Here is a 20064-nt window from a genome sequence, read left to right as displayed (position 1 = left end):
GGTCGTCGATCCCCCTACGCCCTCAACCCAACACCGCGCGCGCGACGCGGCAAGCGGCCAGGTCCCATGCGGCGCAACCTACGCTCTTGAACACGACAGGTTTCCCGTCTTCATCTGCGCCGTGAATCGCCCCGCTCTCCCGCACCAGCGCATCCGCCAGCCCCTGCACACGCGCCCAATCGACACCCGCCTGGATGAAATCGCCGGCTTCATGCCTTGCACCTTCCAGATCGTCGACATAAAGCGCACTGCCCTCTAACGTCCGCGCGCCGATTTCGGCCATCTCGGGCGTGAATGCCCCTACGCCGACCACGAGCCGCCCGGGCTTCGCCACTTCGTCATAGACAGGCTCACGGCTGGTCGTCAATGCGATGACGACATCGACCGACTCCGGGATCGCAGCTTCAGCGTGCGGGGTCATCGACAGGTCGCCGCTATGCTCGGCGCAGAACGCCCGTGCGCGCTCGACAGTCCGGCCCCGAACGAGCACGCGGCTGCCGGGATAGACCGCAGCCAGCGCGTGCACATGATGCGACGCTTGCGTCCCCGTACCCATCAGCAGGATCTCACGCGGCACTCGACGCAAGAACGTGCGCATTGCCAGCAGCGTCACCGCGGCCGTACGTCGCCCCGTCACCGTGGGGCCGTCGAGCGCGAGCAAGGCTTCCCCGGTATCGGGATCGCAGACGCTCACATGTCCATGAATCGTCGGCAACGCCCTCTCGCGATTGACGGGGCAGACCGTAACGAGCTTATGAATAGCCAGATCGCGCGCGGCCGCCGGCATCGACAGCATCGAGCCGCCGCGATTGAGCGGCACCACGAGCCGCGCCGGGCTGGCTATCTCGCCGCGGGCCGCATCGAGGCACGCCTGCGCGAGCGCATCCACGAGCGCGGGAAACGGCGTCAATTGCGTCGTCGCATCCGCGTCAAAGAATTGCATCGTCATAGGGTTTTCTCCAGTACGAGAAGGCATGCGCGCTGCCGGGAAAGTCGCCGGCCCATCGCCACGCGCGCCACGAAACAGGCCCAACGCTGACAAAAACGTATCCGGCAATGTGCGCTCGTTACACGATTGACTACCAGTAACGAACGTAACCTGTCGATACATATTTGACGGCGGCGCGCGCGACGTTGCCCGTTAAAATACGCCGCGCTTACACCACTTTCTGCGTTGCGGCGAACGACGCGCTTCTCGCGCGTTAGTCGCCGCAACCGACGCCGAAGCATCTTAGAGCAGCATGACCACTGAAGCCACCTTAGCGGACTCCCTCACCGTTGCCGACCGCGTGCGCGCGCTGATGGTTCGCCATGGCATAGGGAAACGACAGCAAACCACAGAACTTTGCCGCATCCTTGATCTGAGCTTTTCTCAAGGACACCGCAAATTGCGTGGCAGTAGTCCATGGACGCTCGCCCAGATTCGAAAAGTGGCCGACGCATTTGGCGAACCGCCCGCCCAATTGTTCGGGGCTCACGAAACGGGCCCGGGCACCAACGCCTCGCAGCCGCGCGAAGCCGTACTGAACATCGGCGCATTCGAAGGACCCTGCGTCGCGTGGATCGGCGGACCGCTCGGCGCCCACGAGCGCGTGGAATTCGTCGCCTACGGCGAAGGCGATCGCTGGCGTATCGTGTGGTGCGATGGCGCCCCGGGCGAGCGAGCTCACGAAGTACACAAGATAGAGATCCACCCGCGCCGCGGAGAAGCACAACGCGCCACCGTCGCCGTCATCGACGCCGATCGCGCGGCCGCCGACGCGCTATGCGACTACCTCGCACAAAGCGGCTTTGCCGCCACCGCCTACGATAAGCTCCCGGCATTTATCGAAGCTTTGCGCACGCAAACGTTTGACGCGGTCATCACCGATTGGCTGTTCGACGAATACACGGCCGCAACGGCCGTCGAAGCGGTCCGGCGCTCCCCGCGGCCCGACGCCGCCATCTTCCTGTTGACGGGCGATCTGCTGACGGGCAAAGCAAGCGAATCGGAGATCAGCGAAGTCATTCGTCGTTTCGATGTGGCCTGCTACGAAAAGCCGGCGCGACTTGCGATTCTCGTCGCCGATCTTTCGAAGCGCCTGGGTCGCGCCTGATCCGGGCGCCTTCCGAAAGGCCCTGCAGCCGGACGCGCCAACGTTCCGACGGGCGATAGACCCCGCACGAGCAGGGTCTATCGTCGCTCCGACCGGTCTCACACGTCGAACTTCACGCCTTGTGCAAGCGGCAACTCGCGGCTGTAGTTGATCGTGTTCGTCGCCCGGCGCATGTAGCTCTTCCACGAGTCGGAACCCGATTCCCGGCCGCCGCCCGTTTCCTTCTCGCCGCCGAACGCACCGCCGATCTCGGCGCCGCTCGTGCCGATATTCACATTGACGATGCCGCAATCGCTGCCGGCCACCGACATGAATTGCTCGGCCTCGCGCATGTCGTTCGTGAAGATGGCCGACGACAATCCTTGCGGCACCGCGTTATGCACGGCGAGCGCCTGCTCGAAGTCGTCGTAGGTCAGCACGTAGAGGATCGGCGCGAACGTCTCGCGCTCGACAACAGCCGTCTGGGCCGGCATGCGCACAATCGCGGGACGCACGTAGTACGCCCCTTCGTGGCCGACGTCGACGCGCTCGCCGCCCATCACCTGCCCACCGTCCTTACGCGCCTCGGCCAGCGCCGTTTGCATGGCGTCGAACGAGCCGCGATCGATCAGCGGCCCCACGAGCGTACCGGCTTCGAGCGGATCGCCGACCTTGACCGATGCGAACGCTTTTTCAAGTCGCGGCAGCAGCGCATCGACGACGCTGCGATGCACGATCAAGCGACGCAGCGTCGTACAGCGCTGACCGGCCGTGCCCACGGCCGCAAAGGTCACCGCGCGCACGACGAGGTCCAGGTCGGCGCTCGGGGCGACGATCATGCCGTTGTTGCCGCCCAATTCCAGAATGCTGCGGCCGAGACGCTTGCTCAGCGTCTGCGCCACTTCCATGCCCATGCGCACGCTGCCAGTCGCGCTCACGAGCGGCACCTTGTGCGATCGGGTCAAAGCCTCGCCGACCTCCCGGCCGCCGATCACCAATTGCAGCAGCCCTTCCGGCGCCACGCCCGGGTGTGCCTTGTCGAACTCGCGCACGGCTTGCGCAAACAAGGCCTGGCATGCGATGGCTGTGAGCGGGGTCTTTTCCGACGGCTTCCAGACGATCGGATCGCCGCAGACGAATGCCAGCGCTGCGTTCCAGGCCCAAACGGCCACGGGGAAATTGAAGGCGGAAATCACGCCGCATACCCCGAGCGGATGCCACGTTTCCATCATGCGGTGGCCCGGGCGTTCCGATGCGATCGTCAGACCATAGAGCTGACGAGAGAGCCCGACTGCGAAGTCGCAGATGTCGATCATTTCCTGCACTTCGCCAAGGCCTTCCGAACGGATCTTGCCGGCTTCGAGCGTCACGAGCCGGCCGAGCGCATCCTTATGCTCGCGCAGGACGTTGCCGAACACGCGTACGAGTTCGCCGCGCAACGGCGCCGGCACGGTGCGCCACTTCAAGAACGCAGCATGGGCCGCGTCGATCTTGCGCTCCGCATCGGCGGCGGAATCGACGGCGAGCGTCGCGAGCGTGGCGCCGTCGCGCGGCGAGCGGGCCGCCAGGGCGTCGCCCTTCCAGGCCGAAAGGTCGACGTTGAGCGCTGCAAGAATGTCGTTGACTACCATCACGTCCTCTTTAGGTCGATTCGAAACTACGATCGGTTCATCCTGGATGCTTCGTCCGCCATCATGCGGCGGGAAGCACCCCACGTCTGCGATTGAAACGCGTTCGCGCGGCATCCGCAAGCGGATGCATGACGCGCGAACGCTGCCTAATGTTGCGCCAGCGCCAGGGCCAATCGACGCGCGCCTTCGAATGCCTCGGCTTCGCCCGGTGCGGCAAACGACAGCCGCAAGGTACTCGGATCCGGCTCGCGAACGAAGAATGCTACGCCGGGAACGAACATGACGTTCTGCTCGATGGCGCGCTTGAGCACTTCGCCGGCATCGCGGCCGCCCGTCAACCGCGCCCAGACGAACATTCCGCCCGCCGGTGCGCTGAATTCGATGTCATGCGGGGCGAAATGCGCGAGCGCCTTCAGCAATGCGTCGCAGCGCGAGCGATAAGCGCCGACGATCGATCGCAAATGCACCTCGAACGCGCCGCTGTCGAGATAATGACGCGCCGTCTCTTGCGAAAGCGGGGCCGTGCATAAATCGCTCGTCTGTTTGGCCACGATCATGCGGCGCGCTATCGGCGCAGGCGCGACCGTCCAGCCGATGCGCAGCCCCGGAGCGACGATTTTCGACAAGCTGCCGAAGTAGACCACCCAATCTCTGGCGCCGGGGCAGGCCTCGGCCATTGCGAGCAGCGGCGGCACGGCCGTACCGGAAAAGCGCAACTCGCCGTAAGGGTCGTCTTCGACGAGTACGATGCGCCGCGCCACCGCGAGCCGCAACAACGCTTCACGCCGCGCTTGGGGCAACGTGGCACCGGTGGGGTTGGCGAATGTCGGAACGGTATAAAGCAGCTTCGGCTTGCTTGCTGCGGGCAGTGCGTCGAGCTGTGCGGCCAGCGCATCGACGTCGATGCCGTCGATATCGGTGCGCACAGCCACGATATGCGCACCTGCGAGCCGCAGTGCCTGGATCGCGGCGGGATAAGCCGGCTCCTCGATCAGCACGGTATCGCCGGGCGCGATCAACGTGCGCAGCAACAGATCGAAGCCCTGCTGCGACCCCGTGGTCACGACGACGTCTTCGGCACAGCAATCGACGCCACGCGCGGCCATGAGTTGCGCCAGCGACCGTCGCAGCAGCGGTGCACCGGCCGTGTCGCCATATTGCAGGCACGCGATCGGATCGCTGCGATAGGCCGCATCGAGCGCTTGCGCGATGCCTTCGCGATCGAACAAATCCTTCGACGGGTAGCCGCCCGCGAATGAAATCATGCCGGGACGACCCACGTACTTGAACAATTCTCGGATCGGCGAGCCTTGCGGCGCACGAAACGGAGCTGCGAACGGATAGGCCTCATCTTCCACAGCCGGGCTCATCGGAGTGCTTGATGTCATCGATATCCTCTTTGCACGAGGCCTATGCGGATCTGACGTCACGCGGTCATGCCGCTGCGGTCATTTTGAAAATACCGGTTGCGTTGCCGGCGTCGAACCCGAGATCGAGCGCCTCGCGGCCCGAGGCTTCGTCGACAAAGACGTCGCGCGTGATGAATTCGTAGAACGACCCGGGCACTTCTCGACGTACGTCGCCGCCCTGCTCGTCCAGGAAGACGCGTACGACGGGGTCGGCCTGGAACGCCGTCTGTTTGACACGGCCCGACTTCGACACTTCCACACGCTCCTTGATCGGCCGACCCAGTGCCCGCTGCGCGTCGGCGACCGCGAATACGTCCGCTACGCGATCCGTCGCATGATTGAAGGCGTTGCCTTCCGTCGCAATCCAGGCCATTTCCGCGGACTCTTGCAACAACGTCAGGTAATCCGCCAAGCGCGGCGTCGCGTGTTGGCGATCGAAGCAACGCACGAGGATGGGCAGCAACGCGCAGGCGTCGGCAAGCGGCAGCGAAGCATCACGCTCGAGCTCCGCGAGCGAGGCCACAGCCCAAGGAGTGAGCGGATCGACGCTGGAGCCCACGACATTCGTCACGGCTTGCTGAAACGACGGCGAAAAGCGCTCGGGATGCAACTCGCTGACGAAAAACTGCGCAATGTGTTCAGGCGCGTCCAAGTGCGCGTAGGAGCGCCCGGTCATCCTGATGCGGTCCAACGGATAGGTCCCGTTCAAGCGATAGCCGAGCGGCTTGAGGATGCGCGTGAAGGCGGCTTCGCCCGGAGGCAACGCGCCGCAATGGGGCCAACGCACCGTGCGCAACGCGCCGTGATCGAACTGCACGCGCGCGCCCTCGCGCACGACGTCGTCCGTGTAGGCGCGCCCCGTCGGCACACGTTCGAGCAAACCGGCGAACAGCGCCATATTGAGCGCCTGGGCCAACTCGGCACGCGTGACGACACCGGCCTCGCAGGTTTCCAGCAAAGGCGGTACGTTCATCAATTGCACCAACTGATGGGCGGCACCCGGGCCGCGAGCGGCTTCGAGCATGGCGTCGAGATTGCTGTTCATCTATCGTTCCCCGATTTTTCGTCTGGAGCGACGCCCTTCTCCCGGACTGCAGCGAAGCTGAGGACCCAGGAACACATAAGCGCCTGACAAAATGGATTGTCCGTCGCCCGACGCCGTCGTAACAATTGATTTAAACTCACGACTTCATTCCAAAAAATCACCAACTCGCCGTTTGCCTGCACAAACGGCCAACCCGGACGATGAGAAAAGGCATCCCCAATCTCGCTGCGCTACAGGTGTTCGAAGCGTCGGCGCGACACGAGAGCTTTACGCGCGCGGCCGACGAGCTTGCGCTGACGCAAAGTGCCGTGTGCCGACAAATCGCTTCGCTCGAGAACCGGCTTGGCGTCGCTTTGTTCCTGCGCATCAAGAAGCGGGTCGTGCTAACGCCGCATGGGCGGCATTACGCCATGCAGATTCGTAAGAGTCTGGAGCGCATCGAACGCGATACGTTGGAGCTGATGGCGCAGCGCGGCGTGGGCCGCGTGCTCGAACTTGCCGTCGTCCCGACTTTCGCGAGTCAATGGCTGATTCCGCGCTTGCCGCAGTTTCGCGCGCTACGGCCGGACATTACGGTGAACCTTTCGATCCGAACGGAGCCGTTTCTCTTCAGCGATTCGCCGTTCGACGCAGCCGTCTACTTCGGCCGCTCGGTATGGCCCGGCACGCAAGGCGCGCTGCTTTTTCGCGAAGGCAATGCCGTGCCGGTCTGCAGCCCGGCGCTCGCATCCGAAGCCGCGCCGCTCACGCGCGAACGGTTGGTCGACATGCCGCTATTGCACCTGTCGACGCGCCCCGACGCCTGGCGCGAGTGGTTCCGCGCACAGGGCTTCGGGGACGATGCGCGCGCCGTGCGCGGCCCGCGCTATGAGCTGTTTACGATGTTGTCGAGCGCTGCACTCGCGGGCATGGGCGTCGCGCTGATGCCGCACATTCTGATTGCCGACGAACTTGCCTCGGGACGGTTGACGGCCCCGCTCGATCTGCCGCTCGCCAGCGACGCCGGCTATTACCTCGTCGCCCCCGACGCCGTCGCGAACGACGAACCATTCGTTGCACTATCGCAATGGCTCGTGTCGCTGACGCCGAAGGCGGATTGATCAGCAGTCCTAACCAGCCGTAATGGATTGTCTTTTTGTGCAGCGCCGAGCGCGTCGGCATGCCGCGCGTTGGCGCGCCGATCTTGGCCCTATGTCGCAGCCTCCGCTGCGATCCACGTACGAAATGCCTGCATGGCCGGCGTCAGGCGCTTGGACTTGAGCCAGGTCAGCCAGTAACTACCCGTGCAGACTTCGAGTTCGAAGGCGCGCACCAAACGCCCCGACTGAAGCTCGCGTTCGAACATGCGCGCCGGCGCCAGCGCAACGCCCGCGCCTTGCATGGCGGCTTCCACCATCAGGCGCGACGAATCGAACACGGGCCCGCGAACCGCTGGCACGGGCAGTCCCGCTTGCGCGAACCAGAGCGCCCACTCGTCGCGACGATACGACCGCAGCAGCGTTTGCGCGGCAAGATCGCGCGGCTCGTGCAGGCGCTGCGCGAGCTCCGGCGCGCACAAGGCGCTGAGCGGCGCGTCCAGCAAAGCCGCAGCTTGCGTGCCGGGCCAATTGCCGTCCCCGAAGCGAATCGCGAAATCGAAGCCCTCCGCACCGAAATCGACGAGATTGTTGTGCGTCAACAGCCGCAATTCGACGAACGGATGGGCGGCGCGAAATCGCCTCAGGCGTGGCATGAGCCAGCCGACGGCGAATGTGCCGACCACGCCGAGCGTCAGGACTTCATGGAAATGTCCGCCTTCGAATTGCCTCAGCACGGCATCGATGCGGCCGAATGCGTCGGACACCACGGGCAGCAGCGCCAATCCCTCATCGGTCATCGCGAGGCCGCGCGGCAATCGCGTAAATAACCGGGCGCCCAGCCGGTCTTCGAGCGCCCGCACTTGCTGGCTCACGGCGGCCTGCGTCACGTTCAGTTCGCGCGCAGCGCGCGTGAAGCTCAAATGGCGCGCCGACGATTCGAAGGCGCGCAACGCATTGAGCGGCAATTGTCTGGCCATACCCGACGACCCGAAAGAAATGGTTATGTGTCTGAAAAATTAACATCGATTGTCTGCGACCGGTGAAAACGCGATATTCATTGCTTTTTCAACGGAGCGAACAGATGCAAAGAAGAGTGTTTCTCGGTACCGCGCTGGGCGGGATCATAGCTGGCCTATCGGCTCCCGTGTTGGCCGGATCGTCCAAAGGCACACGCGCGGCGTCGAACGGCCGCGACGCACACCCGACAGATCGCATCGCCGCGCGAGCCAAAGCGATCGAAGCCGAGCTGGCTTCGATCGAACGCAGCGTCGACGGGCGGCTGGGCGTGGCCCTCCTCGATATGGAAACGGGCATGCGCGCCGGACACCGGGTCGGCGAGCGCTTCCCGATATGCAGCACCTTCAAGCTGATGCTTGCGGCCAATGTTCTGGCGCGGGTCGACCGGGGGGAGGAAAACCTCGAACGGCGCATTGTCTTCGGGCAAGACCGCATCGATCAATACGCCCCCGTCACGCGCGAGCGCACGGGCGCACCCGGAATGACCATCGCGGAGCTCTGCGACGCCATCGTCACGATGAGCGACAACACGGCTGCGAACCTGCTGCTCGATACCGTGGGCGGGTCTGCCGGCTTCACCGCGTTCATGAGGCGCTTGGGTGATACTGTCACCCGCCTGGACCGCAACGAACCTTCGCTGAACGAAGCCATTCCTGGCGATCCACGCGACACCACGACGCCTATCGCCATGCTGAACGATCTGCGCGAAGTGCTGCTGGGCGATGCATTGACGGCGGCGTCGCGTGCGCGCCTGCTCGCATGGGGCGTCGGCAATCGCACCGGCGATACGCGTCTTCGCGCCGGTGTCCCGGGCAATTGGCGTGTGGCCGACAAAACGGGGACGGGGGAACGTGGGACGACGAACGATGTCGGGCTGTTATGGCCGCAGGAACGCCAGCCGATCGTCGTAACGGTTTATTTGACGCAGTCGCCCGCCCCTGTGCGCGCACGCGAGGCCGCGTTGGCGGACGTCGCTCGTGCGATCGTGCGAAACGTGGCTTAACGCAAAAACAAGGGCTCCCATGAAAACAGCCGCAGCGAGCTACTACGAAGCTACCGTCGAACGCCCCCACTATCCATCTCAGGCTACCGTGCGCGAAGAGGCTACGGTCTGCGTCGTCGGCGGCGGCTTCGCCGGACTCGCTACGGCTTTGGGCCTTGTCGAGCGCGGGATGCGCGACATCGTCGTGCTCGAAGCCGAGCGCATCGGCTTCGGCGCATCGGGCCGCAACGGCGGTTTCGTCTTCGGCGGATACAGCCTCGAATGCGCCGACCTGCTGCGCGCGCTCGGCCCGCATGATGCGCGCGCCCTTTATCGTCTTACGCTCGATGCCGTCAAGCTGATCGGCGCGCGCATCGCACGCCACGATATCGCTTGCGACGTCGTCAACGCAGGCATCGTTTTGGCCGATTGGTTCGGTCGCCCCGATGCGCTCGCCGCTCAGCGAGAACTGATGCGCACGTCGTTCGGCGCCGAGTGGGAGCCGATTCCACGCGGCGTGCTGCGCGAGCGCCTGAAGACCGAGCGCTATCACGGCGGCCTGCTCGAGCGCCACGGCTTTCATTTCCATCCGCTCAAATACGCGCTCGGGATCGCAAAAGCGCTCGCCGATGCCGGCGTGCGCATCTACGAGCACAGCGCGGCGCTGCAATTTCAGCGAGAGCACGATCGGCATCTGGTCAGGACTGCTAACGGGTCGGGGTCGGTCGTCGCAAGCCACGTAGTGATGGTTGGCGGCGGCTATGCCCGAGGGGTCTATCGCCCTGTCGAACGCGCTGTCCTGCCGATCGCGACCTACGTAGCAGCGACGGAACCGCTGGGTTCGCGCCTGAAGGAAGCCATCGATTGCGCGGCGGCCGTATACGACACGCGTTTCTCGTTCGACTACTACCGTCCGTTAGTGGACACGCGCATTCTCTGGGGCGGACGCATATCGATTTTCGAACGCCGTCCCGACGTCATTGCGAGACTCCTCATGCGTGATCTGCTGCGCGTCTACCCACAGTTGGAGGGCGTCAGGTTCGAGTACGCGTGGAGCGGCCTGATGAGCTACGGGCGTCACAAGATGCCGCAGATCGGGCGATGCCCCGACGGCGTCTGGCACGCGGTGGGCTTCGGCGGCCATGGCGTCGCACCGACCACCGCGGCGGGGGAGCTGCTGGCGGCGGCGATCGCCGAAGGACGGCCGATTCCCGCGCCGTTCGCCCGGTTTGGCCTGGAACCGATGTACGGCACGTTGGGGCTCGCTGCCGCGGAGATGACTTATCTCACGAAGGTCGCCGCCGATGCCATTGCAGAACGCAGGCAACGTTAGCGCCCGGTCACGTTCAATCGAGGCTTAGCCCGTGCTGCGATGCCCAGAGTCCAAGCGCACCACAACGCCTACATGCGGTTTCGGAACAAAAACGGATGGTGTCTGCCGATCCAGAGGCGTTGTGGCCGCCCTCACTGAACCATGGGCACTTGAACGTTGTCGGGCCCCGGCCCGGCCGGCGCAGTCGCTGCGCCCGATTCGATGATCGCGCGATCGACGAGCGCTTTCGCTTCCGTGCTGCTCGCATCGATCGACAACGCCGAACCGGCGTTGTGCCACACGCAATGCCAACGCGACTGCACGACGCAGGCGCGTGCGGCATTCAACGATGCGTCGCGCGCCTGCTCGCGGGAAACCAGTTGTTCGCGCAACGATAACGCGTAGCTGTTGTTAGGGTCGGTTGCGAGCACACCCGCAAGCGACGCGCGCGCACCGCTCAAATTGTTTTTCGCCAGCCGGGCCTGGATGCCGTCCAACGTGCGCGAATTGGCAGCCGCACGCGCCACGCGCGTGCCCTTTGCCTCCGCTTGCGGCTCCGGCTCCGGCTGCGCGTCGACGTGCAAATACGTCGTGTCGCCGCGTCGCGCGTTTGCATGGGCCCGGTTGCGCGTTCGCCCGTGGAATTTGCCTTGAGCGAAGCTCCGGCCCTGCGTGGCGGTCGGGCCGTTCGGCTGCCCCTGCACCGCACCCTCGTCCACGTCGGAAGGCGCGGTCGAAGTGACGGCGGCTGGCGGCGGCCCAGGCTGCCTTTGCGCTTGCGCCGGTGCAGCCGGTGCGGTCGGCGACAACTGCGGCGCCGTCTGCGTCCTGGGCGGCGGCAAATTGGCGATCGACATATCGGGCGGGATCGAATCATCGAGCTTCGATGAAGGCAGTCCATGATTCGCGTCAATGCCGTTCATCTGCGCAGGATCAGTTGTCGCGTTGCCCTGCACCGGTGCAGGAGCGCGCAAGCCGCTATCGGCCGGCGCGCCGCCGGTCCCGTTGGCAACGATCGAACCTTGGACCGATTTCGTCGCGCTTTCCTGCCGGATCGGTGAAGTGGTCTGCTGATCGTATCGGTGCAGTATCACCGCGCCGCCGTACAGAACGACGAACGCACCGAGAATCAACCCCGTTCCACCCTTGACGCCCCATCCACGAGACGCTTTCCAGGCAGGCGCGCGCGTGTCGGCATACGGCTCGCCCGCGGGCGATGCGAACAGCGGCGACGGCGGACCGGGCCACGGCGTATCGAGATCGCCCTCAAAATCGGCGGGTTCGAAAGCGCGCATGGTCGGCTCGGCCGACGCACCCGCATTGCCGTTCGCACGAACCTGCGCTCCCTGCTCGTGGGGCGTCCCGCCAGCCAGGGCGAAGCGCGCGTGGGCGCCACAGTGGGGGCAAAAAGCAACCGGCTCCGAAATCCGACCGCCGCAACGCGCGCATGCTGTCGGAAATTTCGAGCCGCGAGCGGTTTGATCACGCATATCCGTGCTCCTGGCGCACGGACGAAGCAGACATTGCGCCTCGCTCCGCTTGAGCGCTCATGATTGGGCCTGTGGAGACGAGCGCGTCTAACCGCTCGATTCGATGAAAAAATTCAGGCATGACATCCACCACTCGAATCGAACCAGTGGCCCACTATGGTTCAGCGGCTCTTATGCGTCAAGAATGCCGTGGCGGATACGCGCCGGAAAAATCGGCCAGAAACACGTGCATTTGTGCCAATCGGATTCGACGCCAATTATCGGATTGCGTAATACCTCGCATGATATGCAAGTCTCAACGCGCACTCGTTCCGTGCAGCAAAGCGCGGTATTCGCTTGGCGTGACGCCGACTGTCGCCTTGAATTGCCGCGTAAACGCACTGTGGTCCGTGTATCCGCACAATGCGGCAACGTCCGTGACTTTGTCGCTTGATGCAAGCAATGCGGTGGCCGCGTCGAGCCGCGTTTTCAGCAATACCTGACGCGGCGTCAAATGAAAGACTTTGTGAAAATATCTTTCCAATTGTGCGACGGACATGCCCGCCATCTTTGCCAGATGCGTCAGATTGAGCGGCTGCACGTAGTTTTCCTGAATGTATTGCACGACTTCCGCAAGCTTCGTGTAGGCCGGATGGGTCCGTTCGTTGGCCTTCAGGTCGCGCGAGGCGCCTGCGATGCCGACAATCTCCCCGGCGCCGTTGCGCAGCGGGACTTTCGACGTCAAACACCACCCCGGCTGGCGCCCCGGATAAAGGTGCAACTCGAGTTGGTCGATCATTTGCGCGCCGCAGTTGAGAATCGACTGATCCTGCTCGAGGTAAGCTGCGCCAAAGCGTGACGGAAACACCTGCTCTGTCGTCTTGCCGACGATGCCGCTCTTTTCCTTGCAACCGCAGCGCGTAGCCAACGTACGATTGACGAGCGCATAGCGCGCGTCCCGGTCTTTTACGAAAAATACCAAATCGGGCAAAGCATCGAGCACAGGCTCGATCTGCGCATAACACAGCAGCATATCGGCGAGCGTTTCCGCAGCAGGCATTTGCGGGATCGGGATTGTCGGGGGCATCGTCATCAGGCGCGAAAAGCTGCGCGGCGGACCTTTGCGCCGCGCAAAGCGCCTCGATTATAGGCGAGCGTCGTCCTCGGGCAGCGCAACAGGCTGCATATCCCGATTCGCCTCCAACCATGCGCCGATGCGCGTCGGCGAATGCGGGGGACGCGGCACCGCAATGTCCCAGCCGAAGTAGGTCTGCACGGCAGTGCCGCAAATGCGCCCCTGACACGGCCCCATCCCGCAGCGCGTGTGCAGCTTTGCATCGCGCCAGGTCGCATGTGCCGCGACCTCGCCGAAGGTGACGTCCTCGCAGCGGCACAAGATCGTCTTCGCGCCCGGCCATGCGGTTGCCCGTTCGCCGGGTTCGAATGCGCTGGCCACGTGCTGCGCGAAGCGTTGCCAACGCGCTCGCTCGCGCAAGAGGCTCGCAGGAATCGCGCGAGCGCCCGCGCCAAGCCCTGCGATTTCGCCCTCCACGCGCGCGAGCTCCATGCCGCCGACGCCCGTGCATTCGCCGGCTGCGAAGACACCGGGCACCGACGTGCGCTGTGCCTCATCGACTTCGATTGCACCTGAGGCGAGCGCACATCCGAGCGCCTGCCCCAGCGAAACGTTTGGCACGAGGCCATAGCCGCAGGCGAGTCGATCGCAAGCCAGCGTGATATCGCTTTCGCCGCGGCGAACAACGACCGCTTCCACACGACTATCCCCAAGCGCTTCGCGCACGATGCTGCCGGGCCAATAACGCGTCTGCGCGAAACCCCGAGTCAATCGAACGGCCTGCAAGACTTTGGATGGCGTCGCGCTCAGCGAGCAGCCGAATTTCAGAAGCGAACGCCAAGGTGCCTGTTCGATGACAGCCACGACGCGCGCACCCGCAGCGCGCGCCGTCGCCAGAACAGCGATCAGGAGCGGCCCGCTTCCGGCCAGTACGATACGCTCGCCGCGCACCGGCATGCCGCCTTTGATCAATGCCTGCAGCCCGCCGGCGCCGGTGACCCCGGGTAAGGTCCACCCTGCAAACGGCAGCAGTCGCTCGCGAGCGCCGCTGGCAATAATAAGTTGTCCGAACGAAATCGATACGCCGCCCTCAGAAGCCGATACGACGATCATTTCCCGCGAAGTCGGAAAGGATGAAACGCTGGTCCCCGCGTAATGCTTGACGTTAGGATTCCTAATTAATGCTTCAAGCGTCGCGCGCATTGCAGTGGGCGGGACCAATCCCGGGCCCTGGCGCCATATCTGGCCGCCCGCTTGGGGATTGTCGTCGATCAGGGCAATGCGCATACCGCTTGAAGCCGCTGCATGCGCTGCCGCCAAACCGGCGGGACCGGCTCCGACGATGACGAGATCGAAGGTCGCCTTCATCACGGCGCAACCTCCGTGCGAATCGCCATACCGTCACGGCAAACGGTTTGGCAAGCGAGAACGTGCGCGCGCGCATCGATGGTCATGCGGCACTCCTGACACACCCCCATCCCGCAAAACGCGGCGCGCGGTTGCCCGCGGACCGACGTACGCGTCCCGCGCACGCCGTAACGGAGGAATACAGCGGCAGCCACCGTGGTGCTCGCCGGCACTTGGACCGCCGTACCGTCGATCGTCACGACCACCGACTGCTTTTCAGACTTCACGGCCAGCCTCCACGGAGAAACGATCGACTCGATACGGCGCCAGATCGATGGCCGCCGGAACACCGCAAATCTGTGCGGCCAAAAGTTTGGCCGTTGCGAGCGAGGTCGTCACGCCCAGCCCTTCGTGTCCCGCCGCTATCCATACGCCGGCCAGCGCTTCGCCAGCAGGTCCGACGAGCGGCAAGCCATCGGGCGTAGCCGCCCGAAACCCCGTCCAGGTGCGCATCGCATTGAGCGACGGCAACGAAGGCAGGTAACGCGACGCACGCTCGACCATCCGCATGAGGACCGGCCATTCGACAGCGCGATCGAGCGTATCGAACTGACGCGACGAGCCCAGCAGAATTTGCCCCGTTGGCCGCGGCTGTGCGTTGAATGCCACCGACGCGCCTTCCGATTGATGGGCACTCTTGATGTAACCGAGCTCGAGAATCTGATGGCGGATGTAGCCACTGTAGCGATCGGTGATCAGCAGATGGCCCTTCTTCGGCCGGATGGGCAGCGTAGGCACGAGTCGCTGCGCCGCCAGTCCGTTGGCGATGACGATCAAGCCGGTCTTTACGCATTCGCCGCTTGCGAGCCGAACCTCGCCGGATACGACCGAGCGCACTTCGCAGCCCAGTCTGACCTGAATATTTCGGCATCCTAAGGAATGCTCGAGCAGCCATTGCGCTGCACGGGGCGCATAAACGATCGCGTCGTCCGCCACCAGCAAGCCGCCCGCCAACGGCGCGGCCAATGCCGGCTCGCACTCCTGCAGCGCAGCGGCGTCGAGCAACTCGGTGCGTACTTGCGCATTGGCAAATGCGTGACGCAGTGCCAGCGCCGCGTCCCACTCTTCCTCGTCGGCTGCGACCCAGAGTGTGCCGCAACGAACGAAAGCATCTTCCTCGCGCAGCGCCGGTGCGAGCGCAAGCCAGAGCTCGCGCGAATAGCGCGACAAAGCCAGTTCGGCCGGCGAATCGTTCATCACGACCAGATGGCCCATACCGGCCGCCGTCGCACCGCCGCCTATGCCGGCCGCATCGAGCACCTGCACGGTCATGCCCTGCGCGGCCAACTCGGCGGCGCAGGCCGCGCCGACGATGCCTGCGCCGATGACGACTGCGTCGCTGGTCATACCGCGTGCGTGGGCGGGATGCCGATGGCGAACGGATCATCGGCTTCGAACAGCAAGCGTCCCTCGGCCATCACGTGTGCGCGCCCGGTGATGGTCGGCTCGATCGCACATACGTCGCGCGGCACTCCGTCGGCCCGCTCGAGCGGCGCGTATCTGCCCTCGAAGACACTCCCGATGATGCTTTGCTGACGCCAGCAAGCACCGGGGGCGAGCGCGCCGTCAGCTGCCAGGCAGGCAAGCTTCGCGCTCGTACCCGTCCCGCACGGTGAGCGGTCGTAGGCATCGCCGGGGCACAACACGAAATTGCGCGAATCGATGCCGTCTTCTTCGCTGTGCGTGAACAGCTCGATATGATCGATGAGTGCGCCGTCAGCGCCTGTCACACCCTGAGCGATCAACGCCTCGCGAATCTCGTGGGTGAACGCCGTCAACTCGCCGACGTTGGACGGTTCGAGCGAACGTCCATGCCCGGCGACGAGAAAAAACCAGTTGCCGCCCCATGCGATATCGCCGACGAGCGTCCCTATGCCCGGCACATCGACGGGCACGTCGCGGCGATAACGGTAGGCCGGCACGTTGCGCACGGACACGCTGCCGTTTTCGTTGAGCGTGGCTTCGACGATGCCGACCGGCGTCTCGATCCGGTGCGCCCCGGGAGCGAGCCGCCCCATATAGGCCAGCGACGCGACAAGACCGATCGTGCCGTGCCCGCACATGCCCAAATAACCGACGTTATTGAAGAAAATCACGCCGGCCGCACAGCCTGGATCGAACGATTCGCAGAGCAGCGCGCCGACCATGACGTCCGAGCCGCGGGGCTCGGTGACGACGCTTGCACGCCAATCGTCGTAACGCGTACGCAAGATCTCCAACCGCTCGGCGAGCGGGCCGGTGCCCAGGTCGGGGCCGCCGGCGATCACAAGACGCGTCGGTTCGCCGCCCGTATGGGAATCGATGATGTGGATGGTTTTCATGGGGTAATGGTAGGAACGCCGCGCCGCTGCGTCTTGGCGCCGGTGCGCGCGCCAGATGCCGATTTCGGCATACTGCGGACCCGCCGCCCCGCTGTGCCGAAATCGTCACCGCACATGCGCGAACGACGCAAGACGTCATCACTACCGCGCCCTACACTGCAGTCGCATTTTGCTCATCGACCGCATCTGGAGAAATGAAATGGCACCAGTCTGGCAAGGCGTCATGCCCGCCGTCACCACGAAGTTTCACGAAGATTTCAGCATAGACCACGCATGGACGAAGAAGAACATCGAAGCGCAAATCGATGCCGGCGTGGACGGCATCATCGTCTGCGGCTCGCTCGGCGAAGCGTCGACGCTTTCGCTTGACGAAAAAATCGAAGTGCTCGAGATCGCCGTCGATGCCGCGCGCGGTCGCGTGCCGGTGCTGCTCACGATCGCCGAAGACAGCACACTCGAAGGTTGCCGTCAGGCGGCGCGCGGCGCCCGTCATGGCGCGGCCGGCTACATGGTGCTGCCGGGGCTGCGCTATCTTTCCGATCGGCGCGAAACGATCAATCATTTCCGCATGGTCGCCAAAGCAAGCGAATTGCCGATCATGGTCTACAACAACCCGTTGGCCTACGGCGTCGATATGACGCCCGGCATGTTCAAGGAAATCGCCGACGAACCCAAGATTGTCGCCATCAAGGAGTCCTGCGGTGACGTGCGCCGCGTGACCGATCTGATCAACGCCGTGGGCGAGCGCTTTGCGATTTTCTGCGGCGTCGATAACCTCGCGATGGAAGCGATGTTGATGGGCGCCCACGGCTGGGTCGCGGGGCTTGTCTGTGCGTTTCCGCACGAAACGGTTGCGATATATCGACTGTTGCAAGGCGGACGCATCGAGGAAGCACGCACGCTTTATCGCTGGTTCGCGCCGCTGCTCGCGCTCGACGTCTCGCCCAAGCTCGTACAAAACATCAAGCTGGCAGAAGCCATCGTCGGCCTCGGCACAGAACCGGTACGACTGCCGCGGCTGCCGCTCGTCGGCGAAGAACGCAATGCGGTCGAGCAATTGATTAGGAATACTATCGAATCGCGGCCCCCATTGCCGTCGCTCTAAAACGATTCCAATCGGGTGGCACGGCGCGCCACTTCGGCGCGCTTCCCGCCCGCTTTACACCCTTCCCATTCCCCTTCGAAAGTCGCAAACCCGTCGCCCTTTTCGCGTCGCAAACGGTTGCGCGCGCAACTTTTTCGAAACCCCGTTCCTCACACAAATAGGCATCTATCTTCGGACAATAGGTATTTATTTCCAGGTAACATCGCGCTTTTTCCACCAAACCGAGGAAGAGACGTGACGTTCAGAGGATTGAAAACCTTCTCCAAACTGGCTGCATCAGCACTCCTAACCTGCGCAATCTCGCTGCCCTTTGCACAATCCGCGCACGCGCAAGTCGAAACGCCGAAGGCTCCCATCTACGGCGTCACCCTCGATGATCTCAGCAAGTTCAAAGCGATCATCGCCTCCCTGCAAAATCTTCCGTATCGACCGACCGTTCGAGTGGTCTTCGATCCGGGCACGACGGCGGCCGATTACTATCCTTACATCGTCAAGCTCCATCAGTACGCGTACGTGATGGGCGAAATCTATGACTCCTACTACTTCCCGACTGATCTGACGACATACACGGCGCGCACCAAGGAACTCGTTTCGACCCTCGGCGCAAACGTTGACGTGTGGGAAATCGCAAACGAGATCAACGGCGAATGGTTGCGGCCCGATATGAATGGCCCGACGTCCGCCGCAACGACCGAAGAGCAGCAGATTGGTCAGATGGTTCAGTCCGCTTATAACGTCGTGAAGGGCGCTGGCGGAAAAGTGGCCGTGACGATGTACTACAACCAGGACCCGTCGGGCAATAACTGCTGGGAGTTGCCGATGGATAACTGGCGCACGTGGCCGACGCAGTTCCTGTCGTCGACGGTGCGTAACGGGGCGGACTATGCGCTATTCAGCTATTACCCGTACCAGGATTGTCCGGACCTCAAGCCGTCGTGGAAGAATGACTTCTCCACGCTTGAAAGCCTGTTCCCGAACGCCAAGGTCGGCTTCGGCGAGATCGGCACGTCGGATACGGCTGCACCTTGGTCGGTGCAATCCAACCTGGTCACCACGTACTATCCGATGGTCGACACGCTGAACGATCCCAAGTTCATCGGCGGCTTCTTCTGGTGGTATTACGCCGAAGAGATGCTTCCGTACTCGACCAGCAAGTACTTCCAGTTGCTTCGCAACACGATCATCAACCTGAAAGCACCGTCCTGACGGCCCAACGCTTTCAAGGGGTTGCTCCGCGCCGACCTGCGGCGCGGGGCGCCAAAGCCCGGGTCAGTTCGTTCGACACGTAATGCGGCCCGTCGAACAGGTACACGAAATACCCGTCATACGCCGAGAGCTGCGCCCGCAGCTCGGAGGCGGTGACGGCCCGAAAGCCACCGTGCTCGCTTGGGCGGAACGCCTCCGCGATCACGCGCACCCGGTCGCGGCCGAGCTTCTGCGACAGCGCATCGAGATACTCCCGCGTCACAGCGGGCACGCGCGCATAGACGCCACAGCCGTCCTGAAAGAACACGCCGATATCAGCCGGCAACCATGAGGCCAGCCAATCGGCGAGCGCTTTCCCCCCGACGTTCGATCGATCGTAGACCGAGATCCACAATGGACGAGGCAGCGAGCGCAGCAGCGCCGCCAGCTTCGGCGCGTCCCCCCAGCTCGGATCGACCTCGACCGGGAAGTAATAGCCCGTGACATGCAACGGCAAGGACACCTTCGCCACTTGCTCCGACATCTTCGCCAGTTTCTCGACATTCGCACGAGCGCGATTCTCGTCCGTGTAGCCGGCGAGCCCCAGCACGACATCTTTGGCCCACGGCTCGCGACCTATGCGCGCCCAATCGGGCATATTCGTGGCGGTAGGCACCCCGGCATCGGGCACGAATGCTATGTCGTCGACGACAATCCATTGAATCAGCAACTGCTGCACGCCCAGCAGATTCCAATCGCCCACGGGACGGGCCGTAGCGTTATCGATCTGCCAGACGATGCCTTGCACCCGGGTGTCGCGCGTGTTGGCGCATGAAGCGGTCAGCATGATCAGCGCGCACAAGATACCGAGCGCAACGAATTGAAACGTTGAACGGCTTTCCGGTGTGGCCCGGCGCCGACATTGCACGACGCGCAGCATGATCGACTCCGA

General features: G+C 63.8%; 18 protein-coding genes. 6 read left to right on the top strand and 12 right to left on the bottom strand.

Translation table 11 applies throughout. The features are described from left to right. Positions 1-22 precede the first annotated feature (22 nt). On the bottom strand, positions 23-949 hold the full coding sequence (gene lhpI, locus C0Z19_RS01480; protein ID WP_102608004.1) for a bifunctional Delta(1)-pyrroline-2-carboxylate/Delta(1)-piperideine-2-carboxylate reductase: 927 nt from the start codon (positions 947-949) through the stop codon (positions 23-25). A gap of 292 nt (positions 950-1241) precedes the next feature. Here lhpI and C0Z19_RS01475 point away from each other — a divergent pair, with 292 nt between their 5' ends. Next, the gene (locus tag C0Z19_RS01475) at positions 1242-2096 is read left to right on the top strand and encodes a helix-turn-helix domain-containing protein (RefSeq protein WP_102608003.1); all 855 of its coding nucleotides are present in this window, start codon (positions 1242-1244) and stop codon (positions 2094-2096) included. Positions 2097-2194: 98 nt separating this feature from the next. Here the strand turns inward: C0Z19_RS01475 and amaB are convergent, their stop codons facing one another. The 3 genes from amaB to C0Z19_RS01460 form a co-directional block, all read right to left on the bottom strand. Then, complete coding sequence (gene amaB, locus C0Z19_RS01470) at positions 2195-3706, bottom strand: L-piperidine-6-carboxylate dehydrogenase (RefSeq protein WP_102608002.1); 1512 nt, start codon at positions 3704-3706, stop codon at positions 2195-2197. Positions 3707-3852: 146 nt separating this feature from the next. After that, positions 3853-5094, bottom strand: a complete 1242-nt coding sequence (locus tag C0Z19_RS01465) for an aminotransferase-like domain-containing protein (RefSeq protein WP_425330259.1) — start codon at positions 5092-5094, stop codon at positions 3853-3855. A 46-nt stretch (positions 5095-5140) separates the two neighbouring features. Continuing rightward, entirely contained in the window at positions 5141-6160 is a 1020-nt protein-coding gene (locus C0Z19_RS01460; RefSeq protein ID WP_175083985.1) for a DUF1338 domain-containing protein, read from the bottom strand. Positions 6161-6360: 200 nt separating this feature from the next. Between C0Z19_RS01460 and C0Z19_RS01455 the strand changes: the two genes are divergently transcribed. Further along, entirely contained in the window at positions 6361-7260 is a 900-nt protein-coding gene (locus C0Z19_RS01455; protein WP_102608000.1) for a LysR substrate-binding domain-containing protein, read from the top strand. A gap of 89 nt (positions 7261-7349) precedes the next feature. On the opposite strand, the gene gcvA is transcribed toward C0Z19_RS01455, so the two are convergent. After that, positions 7350-8216, bottom strand: coding sequence for a LysR family transcriptional regulator (gene gcvA, locus C0Z19_RS01450; protein ID WP_102607999.1), 867 nt, complete (start codon positions 8214-8216; stop codon positions 7350-7352). Positions 8217-8320: 104 nt separating this feature from the next. Between gcvA and bla the strand changes: the two genes are divergently transcribed. Continuing rightward, entirely contained in the window at positions 8321-9259 is a 939-nt protein-coding gene (gene bla, locus C0Z19_RS01445) for a class A beta-lactamase (protein ID WP_102608164.1), read from the top strand. Positions 9260-9278: 19 nt separating this feature from the next. Beyond that, positions 9279-10571: an NAD(P)/FAD-dependent oxidoreductase gene (locus C0Z19_RS01440; RefSeq protein ID WP_102607998.1), complete on the top strand. Its 1293-nt coding sequence runs from the start codon at positions 9279-9281 to the stop codon at positions 10569-10571. 131 nt (positions 10572-10702) lie between these two features. Here C0Z19_RS01440 and C0Z19_RS01435 read toward each other — a convergent pair whose 3' ends face one another. The 6 genes from C0Z19_RS01435 to C0Z19_RS01410 all read right to left on the bottom strand — a co-directional run bounded on the left by C0Z19_RS01435 (position 10703) and on the right by C0Z19_RS01410 (position 16822). Further along, positions 10703-11845: a hypothetical protein gene (locus C0Z19_RS01435; RefSeq protein ID WP_146011973.1), complete on the bottom strand. Its 1143-nt coding sequence runs from the start codon at positions 11843-11845 to the stop codon at positions 10703-10705. 490 nt (positions 11846-12335) lie between these two features. Continuing rightward, the gene (locus C0Z19_RS01430) at positions 12336-13079 is read right to left on the bottom strand and encodes an AraC family transcriptional regulator (protein WP_233195939.1); all 744 of its coding nucleotides are present in this window, start codon (positions 13077-13079) and stop codon (positions 12336-12338) included. 84 nt (positions 13080-13163) lie between these two features. Next, positions 13164-14462 carry an NAD(P)/FAD-dependent oxidoreductase gene (locus C0Z19_RS01425; protein ID WP_102607996.1) on the bottom strand — a complete coding sequence of 433 codons (1299 nt, stop codon included), beginning with the start codon at positions 14460-14462 and terminating at the stop codon, positions 13164-13166. Further along, entirely contained in the window at positions 14462-14728 is a 267-nt protein-coding gene (locus tag C0Z19_RS01420) for a (2Fe-2S)-binding protein (RefSeq protein WP_102607995.1), read from the bottom strand. Before C0Z19_RS01420 ends, C0Z19_RS01425 begins: the two co-directional genes overlap by 1 nt. Continuing rightward, the gene (locus C0Z19_RS01415; protein WP_102607994.1) at positions 14718-15848 is read right to left on the bottom strand and encodes an NAD(P)/FAD-dependent oxidoreductase; all 1131 of its coding nucleotides are present in this window, start codon (positions 15846-15848) and stop codon (positions 14718-14720) included. The genes C0Z19_RS01420 and C0Z19_RS01415 overlap by 11 nt, the downstream gene beginning before the upstream one ends. Further along, the gene (locus tag C0Z19_RS01410; RefSeq protein ID WP_102607993.1) at positions 15845-16822 is read right to left on the bottom strand and encodes a 4-hydroxyproline epimerase; all 978 of its coding nucleotides are present in this window, start codon (positions 16820-16822) and stop codon (positions 15845-15847) included. Before C0Z19_RS01410 ends, C0Z19_RS01415 begins: the two co-directional genes overlap by 4 nt. 199 nt (positions 16823-17021) lie before the next feature. Here C0Z19_RS01410 and C0Z19_RS01405 point away from each other — a divergent pair, with 199 nt between their 5' ends. Both C0Z19_RS01405 and C0Z19_RS01400 read left to right on the top strand, forming a co-directional pair. Then, a complete protein-coding gene (locus C0Z19_RS01405; RefSeq protein WP_102607992.1) occupies positions 17022-17927 on the top strand; it encodes a dihydrodipicolinate synthase family protein in 906 nt (301 codons plus the stop codon). A gap of 267 nt (positions 17928-18194) precedes the next feature. Next, positions 18195-19133: a hypothetical protein gene (locus C0Z19_RS01400; protein ID WP_425330263.1), complete on the top strand. Its 939-nt coding sequence runs from the start codon at positions 18195-18197 to the stop codon at positions 19131-19133. 13 nt (positions 19134-19146) lie between these two features. On the opposite strand, the gene C0Z19_RS01395 is transcribed toward C0Z19_RS01400, so the two are convergent. After that, positions 19147-20052 carry an alpha-amylase family protein gene (locus C0Z19_RS01395; RefSeq protein ID WP_425330258.1) on the bottom strand — a complete coding sequence of 302 codons (906 nt, stop codon included), beginning with the start codon at positions 20050-20052 and terminating at the stop codon, positions 19147-19149. Positions 20053-20064 lie beyond the last annotated feature (12 nt).

Source organism: Trinickia soli (genome assembly GCF_002879855.1).
GTDB classification, from domain to species: Bacteria; Pseudomonadota; Gammaproteobacteria; order Burkholderiales; family Burkholderiaceae; genus Trinickia; species Trinickia soli.
Note: the sequence above shows the minus strand (reverse complement) of the source record. Positions and strands in the feature narration are given on the sequence as shown.

Bases quoted from the DNA above. Each gene is read 5' to 3' on its own strand.
- lhpI (WP_102608004.1), bottom strand. From the start codon at position 949: ATGACGATGCAATTCTTTGACGCGGATGCGACGACGCAATTGACGCCG.
- C0Z19_RS01475 (WP_102608003.1), top strand. From the start codon at position 1,242: ATGACCACTGAAGCCACCTTAGCGGACTCCCTCACCGTTGCCGACCGC.
- amaB (WP_102608002.1), bottom strand. From the start codon at position 3,706: ATGGTAGTCAACGACATTCTTGCAGCGCTCAACGTCGACCTTTCGGCC.
- C0Z19_RS01465 (WP_425330259.1), bottom strand. From the start codon at position 5,094: ATGACATCAAGCACTCCGATGAGCCCGGCTGTGGAAGATGAGGCCTAT.
- C0Z19_RS01460 (WP_175083985.1), bottom strand. From the start codon at position 6,160: ATGAACAGCAATCTCGACGCCATGCTCGAAGCCGCTCGCGGCCCGGGT.
- C0Z19_RS01455 (WP_102608000.1), top strand. From the start codon at position 6,361: ATGAGAAAAGGCATCCCCAATCTCGCTGCGCTACAGGTGTTCGAAGCG.
- gcvA (WP_102607999.1), bottom strand. From the start codon at position 8,216: ATGGCCAGACAATTGCCGCTCAATGCGTTGCGCGCCTTCGAATCGTCG.
- bla (WP_102608164.1), top strand. From the start codon at position 8,321: ATGCAAAGAAGAGTGTTTCTCGGTACCGCGCTGGGCGGGATCATAGCT.
- C0Z19_RS01440 (WP_102607998.1), top strand. From the start codon at position 9,279: ATGAAAACAGCCGCAGCGAGCTACTACGAAGCTACCGTCGAACGCCCC.
- C0Z19_RS01435 (WP_146011973.1), bottom strand. From the start codon at position 11,845: ATGCGCGCTTTCGAACCCGCCGATTTTGAGGGCGATCTCGATACGCCG.
- C0Z19_RS01430 (WP_233195939.1), bottom strand. From the start codon at position 13,079: ATGCCTGCTGCGGAAACGCTCGCCGATATGCTGCTGTGTTATGCGCAG.
- C0Z19_RS01425 (WP_102607996.1), bottom strand. From the start codon at position 14,462: ATGAAGGCGACCTTCGATCTCGTCATCGTCGGAGCCGGTCCCGCCGGT.
- C0Z19_RS01415 (WP_102607994.1), bottom strand. From the start codon at position 15,848: ATGACCAGCGACGCAGTCGTCATCGGCGCAGGCATCGTCGGCGCGGCC.
- C0Z19_RS01410 (WP_102607993.1), bottom strand. From the start codon at position 16,822: ATGAAAACCATCCACATCATCGATTCCCATACGGGCGGCGAACCGACG.
- C0Z19_RS01405 (WP_102607992.1), top strand. From the start codon at position 17,022: ATGGCACCAGTCTGGCAAGGCGTCATGCCCGCCGTCACCACGAAGTTT.
- C0Z19_RS01395 (WP_425330258.1), bottom strand. From the start codon at position 20,052: ATGCTGCGCGTCGTGCAATGTCGGCGCCGGGCCACACCGGAAAGCCGT.